General features: G+C 26.2%; 24 protein-coding genes. 22 read left to right on the top strand and 2 right to left on the bottom strand.

Going from position 1 to position 26307, the window contains the following annotated elements; genetic code table 11:
• Positions 1 to 2: 2 nt before the first annotated feature.
• From BN350_RS11010 to BN350_RS10920, 18 genes are all read left to right on the top strand, one after another.
• Positions 3 to 1310: a phenylacetate--CoA ligase family protein gene (locus BN350_RS11010; RefSeq protein ID WP_028043638.1), complete on the top strand. Its 1308-nt coding sequence runs from the start codon at positions 3 to 5 to the stop codon at positions 1308 to 1310.
• Positions 1310 to 2788, top strand: coding sequence for a DUF362 domain-containing protein (locus BN350_RS11005; RefSeq protein WP_028043637.1), 1479 nt, complete (start codon positions 1310 to 1312; stop codon positions 2786 to 2788). Before BN350_RS11010 ends, BN350_RS11005 begins: the two co-directional genes overlap by 1 nt.
• A complete protein-coding gene (locus tag BN350_RS11000; protein ID WP_028043636.1) occupies positions 2785 to 3870 on the top strand; it encodes a glycosyltransferase family 4 protein in 1086 nt (361 codons plus the stop codon). The genes BN350_RS11005 and BN350_RS11000 overlap by 4 nt, the downstream gene beginning before the upstream one ends.
• Positions 3867 to 4808 (top strand): glycosyltransferase family 2 protein, encoded by a 942-nt coding sequence (locus BN350_RS10995; RefSeq protein WP_028043635.1) that lies wholly within the window; start codon positions 3867 to 3869, stop codon positions 4806 to 4808. The genes BN350_RS11000 and BN350_RS10995 overlap by 4 nt, the downstream gene beginning before the upstream one ends.
• A 165-nt stretch (positions 4809 to 4973) precedes the next feature.
• Positions 4974 to 6089, top strand: coding sequence for a glycosyltransferase family 4 protein (locus tag BN350_RS10990; RefSeq protein WP_049945563.1), 1116 nt, complete (start codon positions 4974 to 4976; stop codon positions 6087 to 6089).
• A gap of 139 nt (positions 6090 to 6228) precedes the next feature.
• Positions 6229 to 6771, top strand: a complete 543-nt coding sequence (locus BN350_RS10985; protein ID WP_028043633.1) for a hypothetical protein — start codon at positions 6229 to 6231, stop codon at positions 6769 to 6771.
• Positions 6772 to 6806: 35 nt separating this feature from the next.
• Entirely contained in the window at positions 6807 to 7349 is a 543-nt protein-coding gene (locus BN350_RS10980; RefSeq protein ID WP_028043632.1) for an O-antigen ligase family protein, read from the top strand.
• Positions 7350 to 7387: 38 nt separating this feature from the next.
• Positions 7388 to 8554, top strand: coding sequence for a nucleotide sugar dehydrogenase (locus BN350_RS10975; protein ID WP_028043631.1), 1167 nt, complete (start codon positions 7388 to 7390; stop codon positions 8552 to 8554).
• Positions 8555 to 8739: 185 nt separating this feature from the next.
• Positions 8740 to 9831 carry a non-hydrolyzing UDP-N-acetylglucosamine 2-epimerase gene (gene wecB, locus BN350_RS10970; RefSeq protein WP_028043630.1) on the top strand — a complete coding sequence of 364 codons (1092 nt, stop codon included), beginning with the start codon at positions 8740 to 8742 and terminating at the stop codon, positions 9829 to 9831.
• A gap of 4 nt (positions 9832 to 9835) precedes the next feature.
• Complete coding sequence (locus BN350_RS19085; RefSeq protein WP_044600271.1) at positions 9836 to 11299, top strand: oligosaccharide flippase family protein; 1464 nt, start codon at positions 9836 to 9838, stop codon at positions 11297 to 11299.
• Between the two features lie 796 nt (positions 11300 to 12095).
• Positions 12096 to 12290 carry a hypothetical protein gene (locus BN350_RS10955; RefSeq protein ID WP_028043628.1) on the top strand — a complete coding sequence of 65 codons (195 nt, stop codon included), beginning with the start codon at positions 12096 to 12098 and terminating at the stop codon, positions 12288 to 12290.
• Positions 12291 to 12452: 162 nt separating this feature from the next.
• Positions 12453 to 12791, top strand: coding sequence for a hypothetical protein (locus tag BN350_RS10945; protein ID WP_028043627.1), 339 nt, complete (start codon positions 12453 to 12455; stop codon positions 12789 to 12791).
• 21 nt (positions 12792 to 12812) lie between these two features.
• Complete coding sequence (locus tag BN350_RS10940) at positions 12813 to 15128, top strand: hypothetical protein (RefSeq protein WP_028043626.1); 2316 nt, start codon at positions 12813 to 12815, stop codon at positions 15126 to 15128.
• A gap of 86 nt (positions 15129 to 15214) precedes the next feature.
• Positions 15215 to 16639 carry an LCP family protein gene (locus BN350_RS10935; protein ID WP_028043625.1) on the top strand — a complete coding sequence of 475 codons (1425 nt, stop codon included), beginning with the start codon at positions 15215 to 15217 and terminating at the stop codon, positions 16637 to 16639.
• Between the two features lie 108 nt (positions 16640 to 16747).
• Complete coding sequence (locus BN350_RS19080) at positions 16748 to 17281, top strand: VanZ family protein (protein WP_049945562.1); 534 nt, start codon at positions 16748 to 16750, stop codon at positions 17279 to 17281.
• 142 nt (positions 17282 to 17423) lie between these two features.
• Positions 17424 to 18011, top strand: coding sequence for an AAA family ATPase (locus tag BN350_RS21365; RefSeq protein ID WP_261797185.1), 588 nt, complete (start codon positions 17424 to 17426; stop codon positions 18009 to 18011).
• Between the two features lie 44 nt (positions 18012 to 18055).
• Positions 18056 to 19069, top strand: coding sequence for an ATP-binding protein (locus BN350_RS21685; RefSeq protein ID WP_261797184.1), 1014 nt, complete (start codon positions 18056 to 18058; stop codon positions 19067 to 19069).
• An 85-nt stretch (positions 19070 to 19154) separates the two neighbouring features.
• Complete coding sequence (locus tag BN350_RS10920; RefSeq protein ID WP_028043624.1) at positions 19155 to 20312, top strand: MerR family transcriptional regulator; 1158 nt, start codon at positions 19155 to 19157, stop codon at positions 20310 to 20312.
• 151 nt (positions 20313 to 20463) lie between these two features.
• Here BN350_RS10920 and BN350_RS21680 read toward each other — a convergent pair whose 3' ends face one another.
• Together BN350_RS21680 and BN350_RS21855 are read right to left on the bottom strand one after the other, a co-directional pair.
• Positions 20464 to 20598 carry a hypothetical protein gene (locus BN350_RS21680; RefSeq protein ID WP_261797183.1) on the bottom strand — a complete coding sequence of 45 codons (135 nt, stop codon included), beginning with the start codon at positions 20596 to 20598 and terminating at the stop codon, positions 20464 to 20466.
• Positions 20562 to 21092 carry an accessory gene regulator B family protein gene (locus tag BN350_RS21855; RefSeq protein ID WP_044600270.1) on the bottom strand — a complete coding sequence of 177 codons (531 nt, stop codon included), beginning with the start codon at positions 21090 to 21092 and terminating at the stop codon, positions 20562 to 20564. The genes BN350_RS21680 and BN350_RS21855 overlap by 37 nt, the downstream gene beginning before the upstream one ends.
• A 141-nt stretch (positions 21093 to 21233) precedes the next feature.
• On the opposite strand from BN350_RS21855, the gene BN350_RS10905 reads away from it, so the two are divergent.
• The 4 genes from BN350_RS10905 to BN350_RS19060 form a co-directional block, all read left to right on the top strand.
• Positions 21234 to 22505, top strand: coding sequence for a sensor histidine kinase (locus BN350_RS10905; RefSeq protein WP_028043623.1), 1272 nt, complete (start codon positions 21234 to 21236; stop codon positions 22503 to 22505).
• 13 nt (positions 22506 to 22518) lie between these two features.
• Positions 22519 to 22668 (top strand): hypothetical protein, encoded by a 150-nt coding sequence (locus tag BN350_RS20650; protein WP_155849103.1) that lies wholly within the window; start codon positions 22519 to 22521, stop codon positions 22666 to 22668.
• A gap of 103 nt (positions 22669 to 22771) precedes the next feature.
• Positions 22772 to 23377, top strand: a complete 606-nt coding sequence (locus tag BN350_RS19065) for a cytidine/deoxycytidylate deaminase family protein (RefSeq protein WP_049945561.1) — start codon at positions 22772 to 22774, stop codon at positions 23375 to 23377.
• Between the two features lie 271 nt (positions 23378 to 23648).
• On the top strand, positions 23649 to 26307 hold a 2659-nt coding region (locus BN350_RS19060), incomplete at its 3' end, for a bacterial Ig-like domain-containing protein (protein WP_044600269.1).

Raw genomic sequence — 26307 nt, 5'->3', positions numbered from 1 at the left:
ATATGTTTAATAAATTAAGAAGAGAAGTTTTCTTTTTATTGGATAAACTGAAAGGCTCGATAATTACAAATAATTTAATGATTTTAAATAAATATGATAAGTTAAGTTATAATGACGAGTGGTTACTAAATGATAGAAAGAAAAACATAGAGAGGTTAATAGAAACTGCAACGAATAAAACAGAATTTTATTCGATAAACAAGGGAATGGATTTTATGGATTTTCCATTAATAAATAAAAATATCATAAAAGATAATCAAGAAAAAATTATGAATTCAGATTACAAACATGAACAATTATTCCAAATGGCTACAAGTGGATCAACTGGAACACCGTTTATATGTTATCAAAATGCATATAAAAAGAAAAAAGTAAGTTCCGAAATAATTTTTTACAGTCAAAAAGTTGGATATAAAATTGGAAATAACCTTATTTATTTAAGATCATTGTCAAATAGAAGTAAAAAGCCATACTATAAGCAATTGATGCAAAATCAGTTTACGCTTGATTGTAACAATTTATCAAATGATAAATTAAAGTTTTTATTAAACAAGATAATAAAGTATAGCCAAAATGGCAAAGCAATGCTATTAGGGTATGGATCAACATATAAGGTTTTGAGTGAATATATTAAGAACAATCATAATCTACCAAATATTAAATTGTCAGGAGTAGTGAGTGGATCTGATATGTTATTTGATGATGTAAGAAAAAATATTGAAGAAACATTTCAGTGTCGTTGTTATTCAAGGTATTCTAATGAAGAGAATGGCGTAATAGGACAGGATGAATTAGAAAATAATGTTTTTTATCTAAATGAGGCAAATTATTATGTTGAGATATTTAAATTGAATGAAGATAAACCAGCAGATGAAGGTGAGATTGGGCGCATTGTTGTTACGGATTTATATAATTATGCAATGCCAATGATTCGCTATGATACAGGTGATATTGGTAGAATAAGTTATCGAAAAGATCATAATGGAATAGCAAAAAGAGTCATTGATCAATTTGGAGGTCGAAAGATTGATATTATTTATAAAACTACAGGGGAAGTTATATCGCCACACAGCATTACGAATATGATGTGGGACTATCCAAACATAAGACAATTTCAATTCATCCAGTCTGATGAAAAAGAATATAAGTTAATTTTAAATATATCCAATAATATTGATGTGGCTTTAATAGAAAGTGAATTAAAGGAAATTGTAGGTCAGGACGCTATAATAGCGGTTGAATTTGTTGATGAAATTCCTGTATTGAGTTCTGGGAAGAGAAGGTATATATCTAATGAGTGGAGGAAATAATGGAAAAGGTTAGTTTTGAAAAAAGGAAAAATGTACATTATCCATCATGTAAGTATGGTTATGCTCCTAGTAAGAAGTATCCAGAATATAAATATAGCGATATTTCAAATGAAGAAAATGAAGTTTATGATATGATAAGAAATTGTTTGTATAATTTTGGATTGGATTCAGAAAATTATGGAAAGAAAGAATGGAATCCTTTTAAATCTTTGATAAAGAAAGGAGATACAGTATTAATAAAACCAAATTGGGTAGAAGAAAAAAATGAAAATAGAAAAGGAGGAATAGATTGCTTAGTAACGCATGCATCAGTAATTCGCTGCATTATCGATTATGTCAATATAGCATTAAATGATAGTGGGAAAATTATTGTTGGTGATAGTCCTATGCCAGATTGCAATTTAAAAGAATTATTCATCAGTGCTCATTATAATGAACTTTTTCAGTCGTGTAAGGAAAGAAATATTGAAATTGAGGTTGTAGATTTAAGAGGAAATATTGTATCAGGATTCGAAAATCAAATTAATGTAGATGAAATTAAATCAGAAGAAATAGAGGTTAATTTAAAGAATAGTTCCTACTTTTATGAAATAAGTAATAAAATTGGTCGATATAGGAATGGAATTGTTGATTTTGATGATATGAATAGAAAGTATCATAATGAAGTTGATAATATCTGTTCAATAAGCAAGCAAGTTCTGGAAGCAGATTGTATAATCAATCTATGTAAGCCAAAGACACATAGGAAAGCAGGATATACAGGAGCATTAAAAAATTTTATAGGTACAAGTTTTCATAAGAATTCTATCCCGCATACAGTTGTTGGAAGCATGAATGATGGTGGAGATGAATTTAACGGTCCTAAAATCATATTTGGTACAGAAACAAAATTAAGAGATCAGGAATTAATGTACTTGAAAAAAGGCAATAATCAGATGGGAAGATTAATTAAGGTAATGAGAATACCTTTTTTTATTTTCAGAAGATTAACTCATAAGAAATATCAAGGAACTGGGAACTGGTACAGAAATGATACAATTTGGAGATCTATATTAGATATTGATCGAGCTGTTATATATGCTGATAAAGAAGGTAATCTAAGCAATGAACCGCAGAGAAATATTTTCACGATTGGAGATATGATCATATCTGGAGAAAAGAATGGGCCATTGGCTCCCACTCCTAAATATGTTGGTGGAATACTATGTTCGGATAATATGATTGCATTTGATTATTTTCTTGTATATTTTATGGGATTAAATATTAAGATGGTTCCTGTTCTTAATTATATCAATACATTGGAAAAATATAAAATTCCATTTATGGGTAATAATGTAGATGATGTAAAAGTGTTTTCAAATGAAGAAAGATATCATTTGAAGTTAATTAAGAATATTTCATTTGATAGAAATAATTACTTTATACCTGCAGAAGGCTGGGATAAAATAAGTTATTTAAATGAGGAGATGTTACTATGAAAAAGATATTATTTATAGCTACAATACCAAGTTTTTTAAATGCCTTTATGGTTAATAAATTTGAAATACTGCATGAGTTAGGATATGAAATACATGCTGCAGTTGGTTCAGTACATGATCTTGAAAATAAAATACCTTCATATGTGAAAATGCATTATTTATCAATCCAAAGAACCCCTTTCTCTTTAAAGAATTACAGTGCATATAAAGAATTGATTCAATTAATTAATTCTAAAAATATAGATATAATTGACTGTCATACACCAGTAGGTGGAGTTCTGGGAAGACTGGTTGCATATAAAACAAGTAAGTTTTGTATTTATACAGCACATGGCTTTCATTTTTATAAAGGTGCACCATTATTGAATTGGTTGATATATTATCCTATTGAAAAATGGCTATCTAAATACACTGATATATTAATTACTATCAATACTGAAGATTATGCAAGAGCTAATAAAAATTTCTATATGAAAAGATTAGAATATGTACCTGGAATTGGAATTAACATTAATGAAATAAATAAAACAGTTTTTAATAAAGAAGAAAAATGCAAAGAGTTAGGTATTAGTTCTACTAAACCAATTGTTGTTTCGGTAGGAGAACTTAATAAGAATAAAAACCATAAAATTGTACTAAAAGCATTGAAGAATATCAAAGTGCCATACACATTTTTAATATGTGGCGAAGGTCCATTAAAAGATGAGTTATATCAGTTAGCAAAGCGTTATCATGTGAACTTAAAACTTATTGGGTTTCGCCATGATGTTATTGAGATTTTAAAATGTTCTGATTTGTTTGTATTTCCTTCATATAGAGAAGGATTACCAGTATCATTAATGGAGGCAATTGCATGTAATAAAACATGTATTGCATCCAATATTAGAGGTTGTAAAGATCTTCTTGAGGAGGAATATCTATTTAAAGTTGATGATATTGAAGTAATAACTAAATTAATTAAAGATAATTTAGAAAGGGTTTCAATAAAAGAAGAATATAAATCAAAAAAAATTGAAAAATTTGATATAAATGTAGTAAATAAAATTATGAATAATATTTATCAAATGGAGGGGAGAATGTGAAAGAAAGCAATAATGAAGTAATTCCACTTGTATCTATCATAATTCCTACTTATGATAGACCAACGATGTTAGATAGAACGATTCAATCTGTATTAACACAAACTTATAAAAATATAGAAATTATTATAGTTGATGATAATAATCCAAATACTGTATCACGTAAAGAAACTGAAATAATTATGAGTAAATATATTGATAATCATAAAATACAATATATTAAACACAAATATAATAGAAATGGGTCGTCAGCACGTAATACAGGATGGAAACATGCAAATGGGAAATATATAACTTTTATAGATGATGATGATGAGATTAAAAACAGTAAAATAGAAAAACAAGTAAATTGTTTAGAAAAAAATGATGAATTTGGTGCTTGTTACACAGGGTATAAATTGATAAAGTCAGAAAATAAGATTCAATTATCATCTGAAAAAAGAAGTGGTAATTTATATTTAAGTGCATTGATGAGGACGTTATATTTAGGATCAGGTTCTAATCTATTTCTATTAAAGAGCATTGTTGATGATATTGGAGGTTATGATGAATCATTTGTCAGAAATCAGGATATAGAATTCTTAGTTAGAGTTTTAGAAAAGACAAAATTAAAATATATTGATTCAATAGAATTGATTATTCATCAAGAAAATAGGAGTAAAGAAAGAACATTTGAAGAACTTGAAGAAATTTCTAAATATTATTTAAAGGTATTTAATGAAAGAATTGATAAATTATCAATTAAGGATAAAAGAAAAGTTATATCAGTTATAAGTTTAGAAAGATTTAGAATTGCTTTATATAAAAGAAAAATAATAAAAGGATTTAAAATTCTTAAAGATAATCATGTTTCTATAAAATATATAATAAGTTATTTTTTTTATCTTTTAAATCGAATAATTACAAAAAAATCATTTGGTTATGAAGGAATTAAAAAGTAATATATTTCATGTGTTTATTCCATATAAATTGTTTATAGATAAATAAACACTTTTTGATATAGTAACTATTAAAATGTTTAAGTGAATAAATTTACTTTAAATAAATTTATAAAGTGTATTCTTGAAAATAAAAGGGAAAAATCAGTAAATATTAGGAGAAAAGTAATGGAATATAAAAATTTAAAAATTGCTGTTTTAGCGCCGTCATATCCATCATATAAAAAGCCAAATATGATGGCATTTATACATAGCAGAGTACGTGCATATCAGAGATTGGGAATTCAAATCGATGTTTATACTATTTCAAATAATAAAAGTAAGTATATTTTTGAGACAGTTAATGTCTATAATGATAATTTAAACAATATAAAGCAAATTTTGACTAATAAAATTTATGATTCTATTTTTATACATTTTTTAAATAAAGAAATTATGGATGTTATTAATGATAAAAATAAATGTTATGTATGGGTTCATGGTTTTGAAGCGTTAAGTTGGAAAAGAAGATTATTTAATTTAAACCTGCATTTTCCCTTATATATATATCAAAACAATAAACAACTGAAATGCTTTAGAAATTATATTAACCATCACTCAGATACTAAATTTATATTTGTTTCTGATTGGATGTATAGAATAACATGTCATGATATAAAATCTAGTATAGATAATTATTGCATAATACCAAATTATATAGATAATTCCATTTTTAATTATAATAATAAGGATATTTCTCAACGTAAAAAAATATTAATAGTTAGAAGCTTTGAAAATAGAAAATATGCAAATGACATTTCAATTAAGTTTATTAAAGAATTAAGTAAAAAAAGTTATTTTAATGAATTAACAATAACTATTTATGGTGTTGGAAAATATTTTGATAAACTAACACAAAAAGTTACTAAATTTAATAATGTAAATGTATGTAATAAATTTATGACACAGGAAGAAGTAGCTAAAATACATAAGGAATATGGTGTATTTTTATGTCCTACTCGACAAGATGCACAAGGTGTTTCAATGTGTGAAGCTATGAGTAGTGGCTTAGTGCCGATAACATCATATAATACAGCTATCCCTGAATTTATAACTAATAAAAAAGATGGATTATTATGTAAAAATAATGATATATCTACTTTTGTAGATGCATATGAATTGATATTGAATGATAGTGATTTTTTTATGAAATTGTCTGAGAGTGCATCTAAAAGAATTCAATATCAATGTTCTTTTAATAATACTATTTTAAAAGAAATTAAATTAATACCTTCTAACTTTTAATACAATTGAAATGAGACTCAACCTTAATTTTAGATTTTTATTTAATTATAAATTTTTTCTTTTTACTAAATTAAATGCAAAACACTAAAATTAATTTATTGAATAATAAACAAATGAATATAGGAGGATTATAAATTGAATGAAATTTAAGATGAATATTTATAAGTTAAGAGTTTTTATAATATATTTAATATCAATTTTATTTTTTTTTGTGGGGATTTTGATATCATTTAATTCTAGAAATTTAGCTATAAAATTTGAAGTAAGAGGATTTTTTCCAGTTATATATATAATAATACTTTTTTTATTAATTAATAAAATATCAAATCACAAAGTAGATAATTTAAATAAACTTATTTTAAATACAATATTAATTTTTCTTGTTTTTATTGTATTTATCTCAATAATCAAGATTGATATAAATTCTTTGTTATCAGCTGTTTTGCTTATAATTAGTATATTTTTACTGTCTAAAATTTCTTTTAAAAATATGGATACTATATACTTATGTATTTGTTATGCATATTTTACAGCTATGATTATAGCTTTCTCTTTATATGGTGTAGTAAGTACTAATTCTCAAGGTGTGCTAATTGCTTTTATGGGAATATTACTGATGAATAGATTGTGTATAAAACAAGATAAAAATTTTTTGTTTTTATTATTTGTAACTTATTTATAATTTTTTTATTGGCTATAACTAGATCGAGAACTTCAATGATGTGTTTCTTGATAGTGTCTGTAATCACTTATGTTCATCTTTTTTTTAATGAGAAGAAATCATTTAAAGAAATTATAATATTAATGATAGTGGTCATTTTTGGTTTAATATTTTTTGATGATATCTCTATGTTTTTTAATAACATATTTTTTCATAAATGGGGAAATGAGGATTTAACTTCTGGTAGAAGCGATATATGGAAATACACTATTAATAATGCTAGTTTGTTTGGTAATGGTATATATTACCTAAAAGATTATGCAGGAATAACAGTGAGTGGATTGCCTTTTGATGCTCATAATGCCTTATTACAAATTTTAGGATGTTTCGGTTTTTTTTCGTTTTTTGTGTTTTGTTTATTAATGTTTTTAATACTAAAGAAGTTATTATATAGGTATAATAAAAAGATTATATTTGTAAATTTTTTTGTTGGATGGCTTTCTATTTCAATGTTTGAGAATTTAGAGTTAATTACTACTAGAATGATACCAATTACATTTCTGTTTATATTTCATTTAGTTATGTATATAAAAAAATAATTATATAGTAAAATTCTATTTAGGAAAGGAATAAAAATGTGAAAATAGCAGTCGCAGGAACAGGGTATGTAGGATTAAGTATTGCTACATTATTGGCACAGCATCATGATGTTGTTGCTTTAGATATTATAAAAGAAAAGGTGAATATGATTAATAATCATATTTCACCTATTCAGGATGAGGAAATTGAAGATTATTTAAAAAATAAAGACTTAAGCATAAAAGCAACTCTTGATAAAGAGGTTGCTTTTAAAAATGCTGAATTTATAGTCATTAGTACACCTACCAACTATGATGAGCAGAAGAATTACTTTGATACATCTAGTGTAGAGGAGACTATTGAATCAGTATTAGAAATTAATCCAAAAGCTATTATGATTATCAAATCAACAATACCTGTTGGATTTACAAAACAGATGAAAGAAAAATATGGAGTAGATAATCTTATCTTTTCACCAGAATTCTTAAGAGAAGGAAAAGCGTTATATGATAACCTTTATCCATCAAGAATAGTTGTTGGTGAAAAGAGTGAACGAGCAAGAGAATTTGCTAATCTGTTAGCAGAAGGAGCAATCAAGGAAGATATACCAATGCTGTTTACAGATAGTACAGAGGCAGAAGCCATTAAGTTGTTTGCAAACACATATCTTGCATTAAGAGTATCATACTTTAATGAATTAGATACCTATGCAGAAATGAAAGGATTAAATACCAAGGATATTATTGAAGGAGTATGTTTAGATCCTAGAATAGGCAGTCATTACAACAATCCATCATTTGGATATGGAGGATACTGTCTACCAAAGGATACAAAACAGTTAAAGGCTAACTATCAGGATGTGCCAGAGAACTTAATCAGTGCCATAGTAGAAAGCAACAGAACAAGAAAAGATCATATAGCACAAGAAATTATTAATAAACAACCTAAAGTAGTAGGAATCTATAGACTAACAATGAAGTCAGGATCAGATAACTTTAGAGCAAGTGCAATACAGGGAATTATGAAGAGAATAAAAGCAAAAGGTATAGAAGTTGTTGTTTATGAACCAACACTAAAAGAAGATGAATTCTATAAGAGCAGAGTTATAAAAGATTTGGAAGAATTTAAAAAGATTAGTGATGTTATTGTTGTGAATAGAGTTACAGACGAATTGAAAGATGTAGAGTGCAAGATATATACGAGAGATTTGTTTGAAAGAGACTAGTCTAATTAAAAAAATAAAAGATTATATTAATATTAGTATTATATTTGTAGAATTTGAAAAGACTCACAATAACAGATTGATTAATATTAAAAGATTAATCTAAGTAAATATTAGATTTTATAAACAAGATATTATCAATTGATATATGTTCTAAAGTCAGAGGATGAAAGGAATGTAAAGTTAATATGAAAAAAATAATGTTAGTATTTGGTACACGTCCCGAAGCAATTAAGATGTGTCCATTAGTAAATGAATTGAAGAAACATGATGAAATAAAAACAATTGTCTGTGTTACAGGACAGCATAGACAAATGTTGGATCAGGTATTACAGGTATTTAATGTAATACCTGATTATGATCTTTCTATTATGAAAGATAAGCAAACTTTATTTGATGTGACAACAAATATATTGAAAAGAATTAAATCTGTTCTTGAAGAAGTCAAGCCAGATGTTGTATTGGTACATGGAGATACTTCCACTACCTTTGTTACAGCTCTTGCTTGTTTTTATTTACAGATTCCTGTAGGACATGTAGAAGCTGGGCTTAGAACTTATGATATCTATTCACCATATCCTGAAGAGTTTAATAGACAGGCAGTAGGTATAATTGCAAAATATAATTTTGCACCTACAGAAATGAGTAAACAAAACCTAATCAATGAAGGAAAAAATGAAGAAACCATATTTGTAACTGGGAACACTGCAATAGATGCATTAAAAACAACAGTAAGGGATGATTATACACATCCAGAACTTGAATGGGCTAGTGATTCTAAATTGATTATGCTGACAGCTCACAGAAGAGAAAATTTAGGAGAACCAATGCATCGTATGTTCAGAGCGATTAGAAGAATTATAGATGAACATAATGATGTAAAAGTTATCTATCCAATACATATGAATCCTGAAGTTAGGAAAGCAGCAAATGAAGAATTGGGTGATTGTGATAGAGTGCATATTATTGAACCGTTAGAAGTGATAGATTTCCATAATTTTTTAGCAAAAAGTTATATGATATTAACAGATAGTGGAGGGATACAAGAAGAAGCACCTTCATTAGGAAAACCAGTATTAGTCATGAGAGATACAACGGAAAGACCAGAAGGAATTAAAGCTGGAACACTAAAACTAGTAGGAACAGATGAGGATAGAATATACAATTCATTTAAAGAACTATTAGAGAATAATGAGGTGTATGAAAAGATGACATATGCATCTAATCCATATGGTGATGGTTTTGCTTGTGAAAAAATAGTTGAAATATTAAGAAATTGAGTAAATGAGAATTAAGTTAAATTTTATAACATCTCTTATTTTGCAGCTTAGTAGTATTGTAGCTGGATTAATTTTACCTAGACTTATTATTTCTTCTTTTGGCTCAGAGGTAAATGGATTAATATCATCAATAACACAACTTTTAAGTTTTATTTCATTGTTGGAAGGTGGGTTAGGAGCAGTGGTTCTTGCTGAACTTTATAAACCTATTGAAAAACGAAATATAAAATTAATAGGTAGTATATTAACAGCATGTGAAAATTTCTTTTATAAAATTGGAATCATATTTTTAATATATACATTTTTATTAATGTTTCTTTATCCATTTTATACTCTCAATCAATTCTCGTATCAATATACTTGTTCGTTAGTTTTAATACTAAGTATAACTACTTTAGTTCAATATTTATTTTCAATAACAAATAAATTATTTTTGCAAGCTGATCAGAAAATATATATATGTAATATTGTTTCGATTTTAATAATTATAATTAATTTGATATTAAGTATATTAATTATTAAATTTTTACCTAATATACATATTGTTAAGCTAGGTTCCAGTATTGTATATTTAATTCAACCGTTTATATTTAATTGGTATGTAAAGAAACACTATACAATTATAAAAGACACAAATATAGATACATCATTATTAAAAAACAGATGGAGTGGTTTTTCACAAAATTTAGCTCATTTTATTAATATGAATACTGATGTAATTTTAATCACTTTTTGTTTGGGACTTAAAGAAGTAAGTGTGTATTCAGTATATATGCTTGCATTAAATGCAATGAGAACTATAATTGCTAGTGTGTCTAATAGTTATCAAAGTGTTCTTGGAAAATATATTGCTTTGGAAAACACAAAATTATTGAGAAAGAAATTCCAAACTTTTGAAATGGGATTATGGGAAGTAAGTTGTGTATTATTTGCAACATGTCTTCTATTAATAAATCCCTTTGTAAAATTATATACATCAGGAATAAATGATGTAAATTATTATAGACCAATTTTTGCGTGGGTTATGGTGTGTGCACAATTTGTATACTGTGGGAGAGAATCATATAGACTATTGGTTCTAGCGGGTGGAAAATTTAAAGAAACAAATTTTGGATCAATAATTGAAGCAATATTGAATATTGTTATTTCTATAATATTATTGTTAAATTTTGGAATAGAAGGTGTAGCAATAGGAACTTTAGTTGCTATTAGTTATAGATTGATATATTTTATAGTTTATTTAAAAAATCATATAATTAAATTAAACGTAAGACATACAATTACTCTATTAATAATATCGATAAATGTGTTTGTTATTAATTTTATAATTTATTTCTATATTCAATTTCCAATTTATTCTTTCATTGATTTTCTTATATATGGAATAATAGTTTTTATTTTTGAAATAGTTTTAATGCTTATATTAAGTAATGTTGTATTAATTTTTAAAAAATATTTATATAAATAATCAAATTATAGAATCTTCTAAAAAAAGTATAACTTGATGCTTTCATTTTTATTACACAAATCTATACTCATGTATCAAATATCAAACAAGAAGAAATATTAATTGCAAAAATCCAAGAAATGATTATATGAAGATTCATATTTGAGTACCAGAGATGGTACTTTCTTTTTATATTTGATAGTTGCTTTATGCAATTATAATTGTCTGAAGTTTTCATAAAAAATTTTGAAAAAAAGCGTATATAAGAAGTAGGAGGTTAATTTATAGAAAAAGAAAAAACAAAATGAGATTATAAAGATGATTTGTTCTTTAAGTTTTACTGTGGAAAGGTAGGTGATGAAAGTTTGAACTTTAGAAGGTCTCTGATAGAAAATATTACCTATCTCATTACTGATGGTATAAGAATAGGTAATGGGGAACCAGTCGTTCTTATATCTACTGATAAGAAGATTATCATTGATACTTTTATTATACATGATAATTATTTTCTAGATCCGGAGATGTACAAAGTACCCTTAATATCTGTCAAAGCAAGATATTTCAGTATTATCTGTGCAAGAATATAGTTTCACAGATGATAGACAATCAAAAGGATTATCAAAAGATTAAAGAATTTCATTTGATACTGTTTATCAATCAGAAAAATAGTGATGAACTTATCAGTCATATATCATTTCGATATGTTAAGGATGAAAAAATTAGCCATTGCATTATGTATCTTCGTCTCGTGAATCTTAAAAAACATCAATAGAATAGCAAAAGAAAGCTCAATGAATTTGAAGGAGTGATTTATTTAATGGCAAACAATAATATAGAAGGTATTGACTATGAAGAAAAAGAAGGAATGGTAACTTATATGAAAGTGAATTATGAAATCTTTGGATCAGATGAAAATGGAAGAAAGCAAAAAAGAAGCAGTATGAAACATGATACAAAAAAGAATCATGAGAAAATATCATGTAGATGCAAGTCATTGGTTAATGAATTTTAATGAAGAAGAAATGTATGAAATAGATGAATTGATTGATGAAAGGGATACATATAAAGATTTAATGAGGTGTTTTGTTTAAAAAATTATTATGATATTGAAATGAGAAAACGTAGAATTAAGGATTGAGTTATGATATTCTGTATATAAGGTAGATGGCTGACATTGAATATAATAGAAAAAGATAATATTCCAGAAGAAATAGTTAATGATGAATCAAGTTTTCTTGAAACAACATATTTTTTATTTGAAGATTTTCAAATAGGTGTAAAGGAACTTGATGATTATTTTGGAAAGTATCATAAAGATATAGATAGTTATGATTTTATGAATAAGAAATTAGAAAGTTATGCAAGATATTTTCATAATTTTGAAGAAAGAGCAAGCAAGGCATTGCGCAGTACATACTTAAGATATTTTATAAAAGATTTAAAGAGAGAAGGTTGTTTTCAGCGTTTTAGTCAGAGTTATACCAATAAAATGATTGGGTTATTTATTGCTTAAATTATTCTGAAAGTTTGTGTTATGTGTCATCAGAATATATTTAAAGAAAAATATATGGATATTTTTGAGGAAAGTGTTGATGAAGAACATTTGGAAAAGGAATTTAAGCAAATGATTATGATTATTCTTCAGCCTTTGTTTGATGGAAAGATAGATGAAATCAATGAAAAAGATTATCGTCGTTTTCAGTTATATCAGAAGATTCATGCGAAGTATATTATTTCATTAGACGATGAAGAGAGATGTTTACAACTTCAAAAAGAGATACAGGATTTATTTTTATTATCAAATGATGAGGTAAATAAACGTTTTGATGAAAACGAAAAAACATTGGATGATAAAATACAAAAAGTTAGCCAAGAATTAGATGATTTAGAAGATGAAGAATATCATAAGGAGTGGTCTGAAGAAAATGAAAAAATAGAAAATTTTCTTTATGAAGCAGCTGCAGAAATGTTCGATAAAGATAGTCAAGATGTTAGTGAACAAGAATTTGCTGATTTTCTTTCTTCAATTAATACAGATGAAGAAATAAATCAAAAAGAAGAAAAAATAATAAATCAATTAAAGCCTATTTACAAGAAGTATTTTATGTATGATGAAAATAAGTTTTATGAATATTATGATAAAATTAAGATGACTTATCATTTTGTAACTGGTATGAAGAAAGTGAAAAAGGTAGATATTGTAGAATATTTAACACTGCGTTTTTTTGAAGCAAGTGATCTAGAAATAGATGGAAGTGTTTTTTCTGGAATGGAAGTTGAAGATGAATATAATGAGGCTTATGATATAGCCATTGAATTTCTTAATTTATTAGCATTCTATTTATGGCATAGAAAAACTCAGATATTGCAATATACAAGGATCAATGATTTTAAGTCTATTATGAAAGAAATTCCAGAGTGTTATCAGCAATTTCTTGAGTTAAGAGAAGATCCAATTAATGAGGATTATTTAGATATGTCATCTGATTTATTTCAATTATCTCCAAAAGATCAGTATTATAATGATATTGTTTTAGCTGTTTTATTAAAGATTGATAATCCAGCTGTTAGTCGAAGAGTAAAAAAAGTGATTTTAGCTGATTATGATCATTTTGATTTCATTCAAATGAATCTGGAAATGACTAAGATGTATGAAACAACAGGAATTACTCTATTTAATATGTATGATATATGTGAATTGGCTGATTTATTTGTGATGAGTTATCTGAAAGATGCGAAGGGTATTGCAGGATATTCTCCATTTATTAGAAATTTTGAAGATATGTATAGGACATATCAGATAGTTTTGACTAATGTTGAGAGTGATGTTATATGTTATTTAAATCATTATGATATTGAAGATGTAGATTATAAATTTAAAAAACAGATTTTTGATATTGAAAAGAAATATAATGATTTAATGGATTACTATAATCAACAAAAAGATCATTTGTTTTTTAAACGTTTTCAGCAGTTAGAAGCATTATTCCTTTTAACTGGGAAGTCACTTCATTTCTTTATGTCACCAAGTGATTTTGATATTCTTTTACATGATAATAGATATAAGTTGATTACATATATGTATATGGTTGGTAAAGAAGATTTCTTTAAACAATCTTTAGAAGATCAGATTGATGAATTAGTCTATGTAAGCTGTATTTTTCATATGATTGAAGATGTTACTTGTTATCAAGAATTTATGCCACTTAGACAACAGATTCAACATGATACTTATGCTGAATCTTTAAATCAAATCATTCAGGAGAAAGATGAAATCATTCAAATAAAGAATCAGCAAATAGAAAGTATTTCTTCAAAGAAACCAAAAAAGAAAGAAAATCATGATAAAGATATAAAACTTCTTGAACAAGAATTAAAATGTTATAAACAAGAGATTTCATCATTAAATAAACAATTAACTCAAAAGAGTCAAGAAATAGAAGAATTGAAAAGAAGCCAAGATGAGTTATTTAAACTCCGAAATTTAATTTTTGAAATGCAGCAAGGAGACGAGATTCAGACTAATGAATCAGTAGATATTAGTACACTTATAAATGATAAAAATATAGTTATTATTGGAGGACATATTCATACAAGAGAGAAATTGAAACAGAAATATCCTTCATTAAAGATTTTATCTCAGTCTTCTCATATTAATAGTGCTGTATTAGTGAATGCTGATCATGTCTTTGTTTATTATAAGTTTATGACACATGATATGTATAATAGAGCAATCAGTGTTTTATCTAAAAATGAGATTCCTTGGGATTATATACCGTATACAAATCTTGAAAAGTCTGAACAAGTTATTGCGCAAATATTAATGGAAAAGTATGAGTCAGAAAAATAATTTTCTGACTTTTCTTTCATTGAGAATGATTTGTATATTTTGTCTAAATATGATAAAGTATGTATGTTTAGAAAGTGAGGGATATCATGAATAAATATTTAGATTATTTAAAGGAATCTATTTGGGCGAAGATTACATTAGCATTATTGGCTATCATTGTTATTCTAGGAATTTACTGTTTATTTCAGTTGTACATTTATATTCCTACAAATATATTAATGATTGGATTGATAGTATTTATTGTTGTATTGGGATTGTTATGGTTAAGTCATTATAAGATTCCAAAAGTAAGTATAGTATTGGAAATGATTGTTTGTGGATGTTTAATCGCAGGAGTTTTTGCAACTCATAAGGTGACAACTTTTACAGATAAAGTAACAGAAACAAATGAAGTAGAAACAGTTCAAATTGTTGCATTAAAAGATTCATCAATTACAAAAGAACAAGATTTTAATAAGTTATCTATTGCTTATTTACAGGAAGATGATACAGCTTATACACGTTCTTCTGAAATATTAAAAGAAAATAATAAAACTGTAAAGAAAGAATATCCATATAAGAATATGGAAAAAGCATATACTGATTTAAAGAATAAAGATATTGATTTATTAGTATTAACAAATTTAAGTAAAAGTGACTTATCATCTGTAGATGAAAATTATAATGACCAAATTAAAGTCATTTTATCTAAGGATTATCCTTTTGATAGTGTCAATGCAAAAAGTGTTAATATTTCATCAGAACCATTTACTATTTACTTTCAGGGAGCAGATTTATCTTCAGGAGATAATATTAACTCTGTAGGTAGAGGTGATGTGAATATTTTATTAACTGTGAATCCTAAGACGAAACAAGTGAATATGCAAGTTGTTCCAAGAGATTTATTTGTTTATATTCCATGTAAAGATGCAAGCAGTAAGTTATCTTATAGTGGATGGTGGGGAGGAATTCAATCCTCTATTGCAAGTATTGAAAAGGCATTGGATGTTGAAATTAATTATTATGCAAAAATTAATTTTACAGGATTAACTGATTTGGTTGATGCATTAGGTGGTGTTAAAGTCTATAGTCATTATACATATAATGCAGGTGGATATAAGTTTGTGAAGGGATATAATGATGTTGATGGTCCTAAAGCTTTAATGTTTGCTAGAGCACGTAAGATGTTACCGTTGAATGAAAGATCTCGAGGTTATCAGCAAATGGAATTAATTAAAGGTATTTTTACAAAATTTGCTCAAGAACCAACTTATGATCATGCAATGAGTGTTATCAATTCATTGGAAAATAATTTTACAACAAATCTTCCTAAAGAAGATTTTGTTAAAGCATATCAGATTGTTTTAGATTTGTTGCCAAAACTTCAAACTATGGAAAATCATTCTATTGAGGGTGAGTATAAATGGCATAATGATGAAGTGAATTCTAATTATTTATATTATTTTTATCCAAATAATGGTGAATTAAAAGCAGTTAAAGAGAGAATTGATAATGTTTTAAATGGAAAATAATATTTAAGGATGCAACCAGCATCCTTTTTCTTAAGAAAATATTAAGAATTTATTTCTTGAGATTATACCACAAGATGTTTATAATGCTATTAAAATAAGGAGGTTTATATGAATCCTAAAATTAAATTTCGTTTAAGAATTATAGCGATACTGACAACACTCATTTGGATGATTGTTATTTTTAGATTTTCTATGGATACAGGAACATCATCCCATGAATTAAGTGATATGTGTGTACAAATATTTAATAAAGCTGTCTATCACTTTACTGGTAAAGATTTAACAATCTCAATTACACCAGAACATTATGCACTTATTGAACTCTTTTTTAGAAAACTAGCACATATGAGTATATATTTTGTATTAAGTATTAATGTTATGATTGTTTTGTTTACATTTAATATAAAAATGTCATTACGTATGTTTATATCTGCTTTATTTTGTTTCTTATATGCATTAAGTGATGAATTTCATCAAATGTTTGTAGATGGCAGAGGAGCAAGTTTTACTGATTGTATGATTGATACATCTGGAGCATTACTAGGAATTATAGCAGCTTTGGTTCTTTATTGTATTCTTTATACAATTATGACAAAATATCAGAAACATAAAGGATTAATTAAAGGTGCTTATGACGGATAGAAATATCTGTCATTTTTTATTCGTTTCATTTTCCATAAGGGAGTGAGTATTGTCAAATATTTTATGAAATATATTTGCTTATAGCATTGATGATGTTTGCTTATTGTGATATAATTTTTCTAAATAGAAAGGAATCTTGTTTATGAAGAAAATACCTATAGGAATTGAAAACTTTAAGGAAATGATAGATAAGAAATATTATTATGTTGATAAGACTCAATTCATTTCTGGTGTTATAAATGAAAAGGTTATCTCATATACAAGACCAAGAAGATTTGGAAAGACATTAAACATGAGTATGCTTTATTATTTCTTTTCCAACAAGGAAAAGGATAATGCTTATTTGTTTAATGGATTAAAGATTACAAAAGATTATAATGCCATGAAACATCAGAATCAATATCCAACAATATTTATTACACTCAAGGATATGAAATCTATGAATTTTTCTGAACAGAAGCAACAATTTGCTTCTCTTATATCAAATATAATTAATGAGTATAGTGAATTGTTTGAAAGTGATATTCTTAATGAATGTGAAATTGACAGACTTATAAAGTATAGAGATGATACAAGTACACTTGTTGAACTTGAAAATAGTCTAAAAATGATATTGGATTGTTTATATAAATATTATCATCAAGAAGTCATTATTCTCATAGATGAATATGATGTGCCATTACAGTCAGCCTATGCGAATAACTACTATGATGTAATGGTTAATTTTTAACAAGCGTCTTTAGTTCAGCATTAAAAACGAATGACTCTCTAGAAATGGGAATCATGACAGGATGTCTGAAAATCTCCAATGAAAGTATCTTTACAGGTTTTAATAACTATATAGTCTATTCTATATTTGACTATGAAAGTAGTGAATGTTTTGGCTTTACAGAAGATGAAGTTAAAACAATGCTAGATGATTATGAGTTATCAGAGTTTTATGATGAAGTGAAGGAATGGTATGATGGATATCTGTTTGGAAATACAGAAATCTATAATCCATGGAGCACATTAAAGTATGTTCATAGAAAACTTCAAAACAGATCATCAGATGCTGAATCGTTCTGGGCCAATATCAGTAGTAATGAAATTATTTATGATTATATCAGTCGATTAGATAGAACATTACGAGATGAGATTGGAATCTTAATGCAGTGTCAAACTATTGATAAACATATTAATCTTGAATTAACATATAGAGAGATGGATGATATAGATAATATTTATAGTTTTTTACTGCTGACAGGATATATGAAAATCAGTGAGAATAAAGGCCATCATATCTATTCACTAATTATACCAAACAAAGAAGTGTATGAGATTTATGAGCAGTCATTTATGAAGTACTTTATACTCTATGCAAAATCAAGAAAAAAAGAGTTATATCAAAAATTAGTAGAAGGAAAGAGTGAAGAGGCAAATATCATTTTAAATGATATCTTAAATCACAGTATCAGTTATTATGATAATCAGGAGAACTTCTATTATGGATTCTTGGTAGGGTTATTTAGTGATTATACAGTAGAGTCAAATCGAGAATTTGGGGATGGGAGATTTGATATATGTATATTGCCACCAACCATGCTTGAAACGGTGATAGTGATTGAATGCAAGCATTCATCAAGCGTGACAGAATTGTTAGAAGATGCTACTAGGGCAGCAGAACAGATTAAGGAAAAGAAGTATATTGATGGTATAAAAAATAAAGGATATTTACATGTTGTAGGATATGGTATATCGTTTTATAAAAAACAATGCTATATAATGAAAGCATCATGCATGGAGTAATACTCAATAACATTATTAAAATAAATAGTAAAAGAACTTGACCATTCCTGTTGGGAATGGTTTAATTTTTTTAGGATGTGATTGTATGAAATATTATAAAACAGGTGAATTTGCAAAAATGTCTAATCTTTCTATAAGGACGATTAGATATTATGATAAGATTGGTTTATTAAAGCCATCACAAATTGCGGATAATGGTTATCGTTTATATAGTGATAAAGATTTTATTAAGTTACAGAAAATTCTTTCATTAAAGTATTTAGGATTTTCTTTAGATGATATTTTTTCTATGACAATTAATGATAGCTATTTGACTCTTCAAGAATCACTTTCTTTGCAAAAGAAAATGATTGATCAGAAGATAGAACATTTACAAAATATTAAAGAGTCATTAGAGAAAACAGAAGAATTAATTACAAGAAGTCAAAATATAGATTGGAAAGCAATATTAGATAATATTAACTTTAATACAATGGAAAAAGATTTAATAGAACAATATAAGAATTCAACAAATATAGATATACGTATCAAACTTCATGAAAAATATTCAATGAATCCTATTCATTGGTTTGAATGGATGTTCTCCCAATATGAAATAAAAGATAAAATGAAAGTATTAGAAATTGGATGTGGTAATGGTGAAATATGGCAAAGAAATACAGTACCAAATATTGATCTTGTTTTATCTGATATCTCGCAAGGAATGTTAGAAGATGCTAAATCTAATTTGAAAGATATAAAAAACATTGATTATCAATGTTTTGATTGCCATCATATTCCTTATGATGATTGTTCTTTTGATATCATTATAGCAAATCATGTTTTATTTTATGTACAAGATATACATCAAGTTCTTAAAGAAATTGATCGTGTTTTAAAACCAAATGGTATTTTTTATTGTAGTACTTATGGTTGTCAACATATGAAAGAGATTACGGATTTAGTTAAAGAATTTGATCCTAAGATTACTTTATCTAATATTAAACTCTATGATATTTTTGGTTTAGAAAATGGTAAGAATATTTTACAAGATTACTTTCATCATATTGAACTTCGTAGACATGATGATTATTTGTTGGTTGATCATGCTGATGATATTATTAATTATATTTTATCTTGTCATGGTAATCAAAGTGATTATATCTTAAAAGATTATCAATCTTTTAAGAATTACATGAATAGAAAGGTGCATAAGGAATTGAGAATTACAAAGGATGCAGGGATGTTTATTTGTCGAAAATAATTCTAAATAATGTGCTAGGTATTCTTACCTGATAATAGAGAAGTTATTGTCATAAAATAAGATAATTAAAAGTGTTAATTATAAAAGGTATATTATCTCTATGCTGAGATGATATACCTTTTTGACATAGTCACACTATTTCTTAATGAATTTATTTATTTTTTAATAATTCAGGTTTTTCTGGTTCATAAATCCAGACCCATGATGGAAGAATATCTATTCCAAATGTCATGTTTGTTAATATTTTAGTTAATGTTTTTTTGATTCCTTTTGTGAATTTATCCATTGTATTTTCCTCCCTATAATTAATAATATGTCTAATAAAACCGATATAAATAATGTGTAAGATATTTCAATGTTGATTTTAAGAAATAGTGTGAAGAGTAGTGTGATTATTAATGAAAGTTGAATGTTTTTTTCGTTTGATACCCAAAAATGAAATATAATTAAAAAGTAGAATAAAATCATTTCAAATAAATTGATAGAATAGTATTTAATAATAATACAAGAAATGAATATCATAATGTTTGAAAAAATATAACAATATATAAATTTTTTAAAGTGAAAACCTTTATGCATCATTCGTATGCTTATAAAACAGATACTAAAAGTTACAAATATTTTCGTATATTGAAATATAAAGGATAGTATTAATGCAGTTAATGTTGTTAATAAAGTTGTAAAGATTGCTTCAAGACTATAACTGATCATTTGTATTGAGTCTTTATTATTAGGATCTTCTGAAATAAAAGATGCTAGTTTAATAGTTAAGTTGTGCATAAAATTCCTCCATTACTAAACTATAGCGTATTCTAACTGAAAATTTAAATTATGTGTAGAAATACTATAAATTTACACATTTTATAGTATCTTTTTGCACATAGATGATATAATATGGTGAAATGGGTGGTGGTTTGTCATATGATTAGGAATTTATTAAATTGCATAGTGTTATTTGAAAATTATTTTTTAGCAGGTATTTTTCAATATTTATGTTTTCATAAAATCAATAGAAATTATTCGGTTATAATGACAATTTTTTTAACTTTAGAGGCATTCGTACTTGCTTGTTTAGAAGTGAATCAAATTATAAGTTTGTTATTTCCTGCTTTAACTTTATTTGTGTTTTCTACATATGTACAAAAATCAAAATGGATTCATAATATGCTCTGTCTAGGATTATGCTTTAGTAATTTAATTCTAATTAAAGGATTAGTTATATTGTTTATAACTTATTTTACACAAATTGATTTGAATAATATTACTATGAATTATACAATTATGTATTTTATGACTTGTTTAAGTATTCTTTTCTTAAGTTTAGAATATTTTGTTTTGGAATATTTTATTGATATTAAAACAACATTATCAAAACAGTCAATGTTAATATTATGTGTATATTTAATTTTAGTATTTATTACAATCGGTTATGTACTTCACGAATTTGTATATGATGTGATATCTTGGGAAATGTGCTGTTATTTAATTATTGCTTCTATCATTGTTTTATACTTAGCGATTTATTTAACTATATCTAATTCAAAATATTATGAAAAAATTCTTGAGCAGTCATTGAAATTGGAAGCTGAGGAATATAAATCAAAATATATAGATTTGATTTATGAAAAAACAAAAGAATATAATAAACTCCAACATGACTATAAACATCATCTTAATGTTTTAAGATACATGGTTAAAGATAATCATAATTTAGAAGCTGAAAGTTATATTGATGATTTAGAAAAGAAAAAAAGTAATGATTTGATTTATATTGATCATATAATATTAAATTATTTATTAAATGATAAGATAACTTTTGCAAAGAGTTTTGGTATTGAAATAGGATGTGTAGTTGTAGGTCAAGTTGTTGATTTTATAAGTGATGTAGATTATAGTATTTTATTAGGGAATTTACTAGACAATGCTATTGAAGAAACAAAATTAGTAGGTGGTCAAGATATTGAATTATACATACGATTTGAAGATGTGAAGGCAATATTTGAGGTTAAAAATAAAACACATTTAAAAAATGGAGAAAAAATATTGAAAACACATAAAACGAACTCCAAAAAGCATGGGTTTGGATTAAAAAATATTAGAGATATTGTTAATCAATATCATGGGCAAGATATAATAGATATTCATGATGGATATTTTATACATATGTGTATCTTATATAAAGATAATGAATAAGTGGAATAATCATATGCAACGTTTAAAATTTATATGTATCGAAGATGATATAGAATTTTCAGAGAAATTAAAACAAATAGTTATTCAGTATTTTCATTATACAAATTTTTTAGTGACTGTTGGTGTCCATCATGATTATAACTCAATCTTTGGATTTAGATAAAGTAAGTGGATGTATTTTTGATATTCAAGTTGGTAATTGTAATATTATAGAATATCTTAAGGATATTAAAAAGACAAAATTATAAAATACCTATTATTTTATTGTGAAATTAAAAACAGGTTTAGAAAATGTTTTTAAGAGTGCAAAGGAATATAATTTTGATAAATTAATTACCTATAGTAAATATGAATTGGAATCAGTAGAGTTTAGATGTGCTATGGAAAAAATATGCATAGAGACAAGGAAGAAGATATCTGATCAATCTTTTCCATACTGTTTTAAAGATGTTTATAATGGAATCAAAGGAGATAAAAATCAAGTTTATACAAGGTCTTTACATGCTGAAGAAAATGCATTTTTACAAATTTCAAAATATGGTGGAAGTAAAGTCCAAGGTGGATATTTATTTGTAACTGCAAGTCCTTGTGAGTTATGTTCTAAAAAGTCATTTCAATTAGGAATTAAAAAAATATATTATATTGACCCATACCCTGGTATTTCTAATAAACATATTATTTCTTATAATATAAAAGATAAACCAGAGATGCATTTATTCTATGGAGCAATTGGCCATGCATATATGGAACTTTATTCTCAAAGAATTGCTTATAAAGATGAACTAGAATTAATAACGAACATAAATATAAAAAAGATAGTTAAGAATAGTAATAAAGAAGATGTAAATGTTTCTTCTGAAGAGAAAATATAATGGTGAATAGAGGAGTATACTTTTAATAAGGTCATAGCTTTATAATGGATAAATAATTAAAATCATAAAAATGAAAGAAGAAATAATATCCCTAAATTTATAGGGAATTTACTTCTTCTTTTTTTATATTTATATTTGTATTCTAAAGTTTTCAAGAATCACTTATAAACGACTCATTCTTGTTTGATTTTAATAATTGTTTTATTGTGTTTAGGTTATGAAAAATATATAATATGAATAGAGAGGGATTTTTGCTTGGGAGGAAGAAGAAATGATAAAGAAAATAGTAATAATAGCTTCTATGATAATTTCATTAATAACGATGAATACATGGAATGTAGAGGCAAAAGCATCAGGTCAGAAAGTAAAAGAATTTGCTAATGTTGTTTTGTTTGCAAAGTTTTCAGATGATAAAGATGATTTCTTTGGTAATGCAAATAATAGACAGACAATATTGGATATTTATAATGGAACAGATGGAAGATCTTTTACAAATTATATGAAAACAATTTCATATAATCAGTTCTCTGTAAAAAATATTTTTCCTCAAGATGATGGAAATAAAATTGGCGCATATACTCTGCCTTATACAAGTAATGAGGCGCAGTCAAGTGATATAGATTATTCAATCATTAATGAAATAATTAAAAATATTCCATCAATTTCTAATCAGGTTATTGATTATGATAATGATGGAATCATTGATAATTTAACAATTGTATTGCGTGGAAATGACGGAGAAAGAAGCAATGTTACACCTACGTTATATCCACATAAGGCTTATTATGCTGGTGATGAAAAATGGTCAAATAAAAAAATTGGGAATTACAATATATTAAATACTGGAAGAATGATGGAAGGAACATTACCAGAAAAATCTGGTTTAGTTGCTCATGAATTTCTCCATAGTTTAGGTTATCCTGATTTATATACAAATGATGGTAAGACTAATCCAGTATTTTGCTGGGATATAATGGCAAGTTCTTCTCAGTATGTGAATTATCCTTTGGCTTATACAAGAATGCGTTTTTCTAATTGGTTATCAATAGATGAAATTACATCATCACAAACCCTTACTTTAGATATGCAAAATAATAAAGATGGAAATCAAGCATACATACTCAAATCGCCACTTAATGAACATGAAGTATTTGTTATTGAATTTAGAAAGAAAACTGATTCAATAAAAGAAGATAAATTAGATTCTAAGATAGGTGACTCTGGAATTATTGTTTACCGTGTGGATACTACAGTCGATGGGTTAAGTGATTATCATGGAAAAACGGGTATTTATGTTTTTAGACCTCAAAAAGGACAGACAGGATATAATGAGAGTGAGAGAATATCTGTAAATAATGCAGCACTTTCTAAGGAAAGTGGTAAAACCACTATAGGGGTTTCTGATCTAAATAAAACATTAGAGGATGGAGCTTTAACTTATTCAGATGGTTCAAATTCTGGTATTGTGATCAGTGATGTTTCGAGTAATGCTGGAAATCAAATGACATGTAAGGTATCTATACCAGAAAATTCTTTATTTGATACTTGGACAAATACACAGTTTGATGATAATAGACAGTCTGATAATAAGGGATGTTATATGATTTCAAATAATAATATCCAATATTTAATCAGTTATTCTAATCAACAATACTCATCATATCAATATGATGGGGAAAAATGGGAAAAATTTGGTAATTCTATAAGTCAAAAAAATAATTTACAAGCACAATTGTTTATAAATAATCAAGAATTATATTTTGCTTATATGAATTATAACAATAATAATGAACAATTAGTCTTGATGAAATATAATAAGGTATCAAATCAATGGGAACAAGAAACTCTCATTAATGATTTTGGTAATTCTTTTCAATGTGAAAGTATTAATGGGGAAATTTATCTTGTATATACAACAAATGAACATGCTATATTGGGTAAGATTGAATCTCATCAGTTAAAAATATTAGGAAATTATTTTGATGGAATGGGTGGTCAGCCTGAAATATGTCAACTAAATAATCAAATATATGTATCTGTAAGAAATGCTTCTGGAAATATTATTGAAGTTAGTCAGTACAAAGGAAATAATGAATTCACCAAAGTATCTGATTCATCTTTGGCAGCAAATACATATGATATGATTTCATTAGGAAATAAAATATATTTGTCTTTGGGTAATACAAGGACAAAAATGGCTATATTTGATGGTCAAACATGGAAAATTGGTAAAGAAAGTTCAATCAATAGTTTTTCACCAGAATTGGCTGTTGCTCAGGGGAATTTATATATGTTAGTGACTCCAAATACTGGTAGTGGGAAAACACAAGTATATTCATATGATATTAAAAATGATACTTATACACAAGAAGGAATTGATGTTGATAATGCAAGTAATTATCTAAATTTATCTTCTTCTGATAATTATTTATATATTGCTTATGTAGAATCTTCACAAAATCAGATTAAAGTAAAATCTAAAAAAGTTTCTAATGAATTGTTATCTTTGTCAATTACACCACCTAAGATAATAAATTACATGCAAGGGCAAAGCGTTAATACAGATGGTTTAAAAGTTGTTGCAAATTATACAAAGGGTTCAAAAGAACTTACAAATAATGATTATAAACTTACAGGATTTGATACTTCAACAGTAGGAACAAAAACCGCGACTATTAGTTATGGAGGAAAATCAAATACCTTTAATTATACAGTAAATGCAAAACCTGTTACTTTAAATTCAATCAAGATTACAAAACAGCCAGCAAAAACAACATATTATGTTGGAGATAAGACTGATTTAGGCGGATTGGAAGTAAAAGGTGTCTATAGTGATGGAAGTGAAAAAAACATTGACTCAAAAGATTATACAGTAACTAATTTCAATACTTCAGCAGCAGGAACAAAAACAGCAACAGTTACATATAATC

This window comes from Candidatus Stoquefichus massiliensis AP9, assembly GCF_000455285.1.
Taxonomy (GTDB): Bacteria; Bacillota_I; Bacilli_A; order Erysipelotrichales; family Coprobacillaceae; genus Stoquefichus; species Stoquefichus massiliensis.
This window is presented reverse-complemented; position numbering and strand designations above follow the sequence as displayed.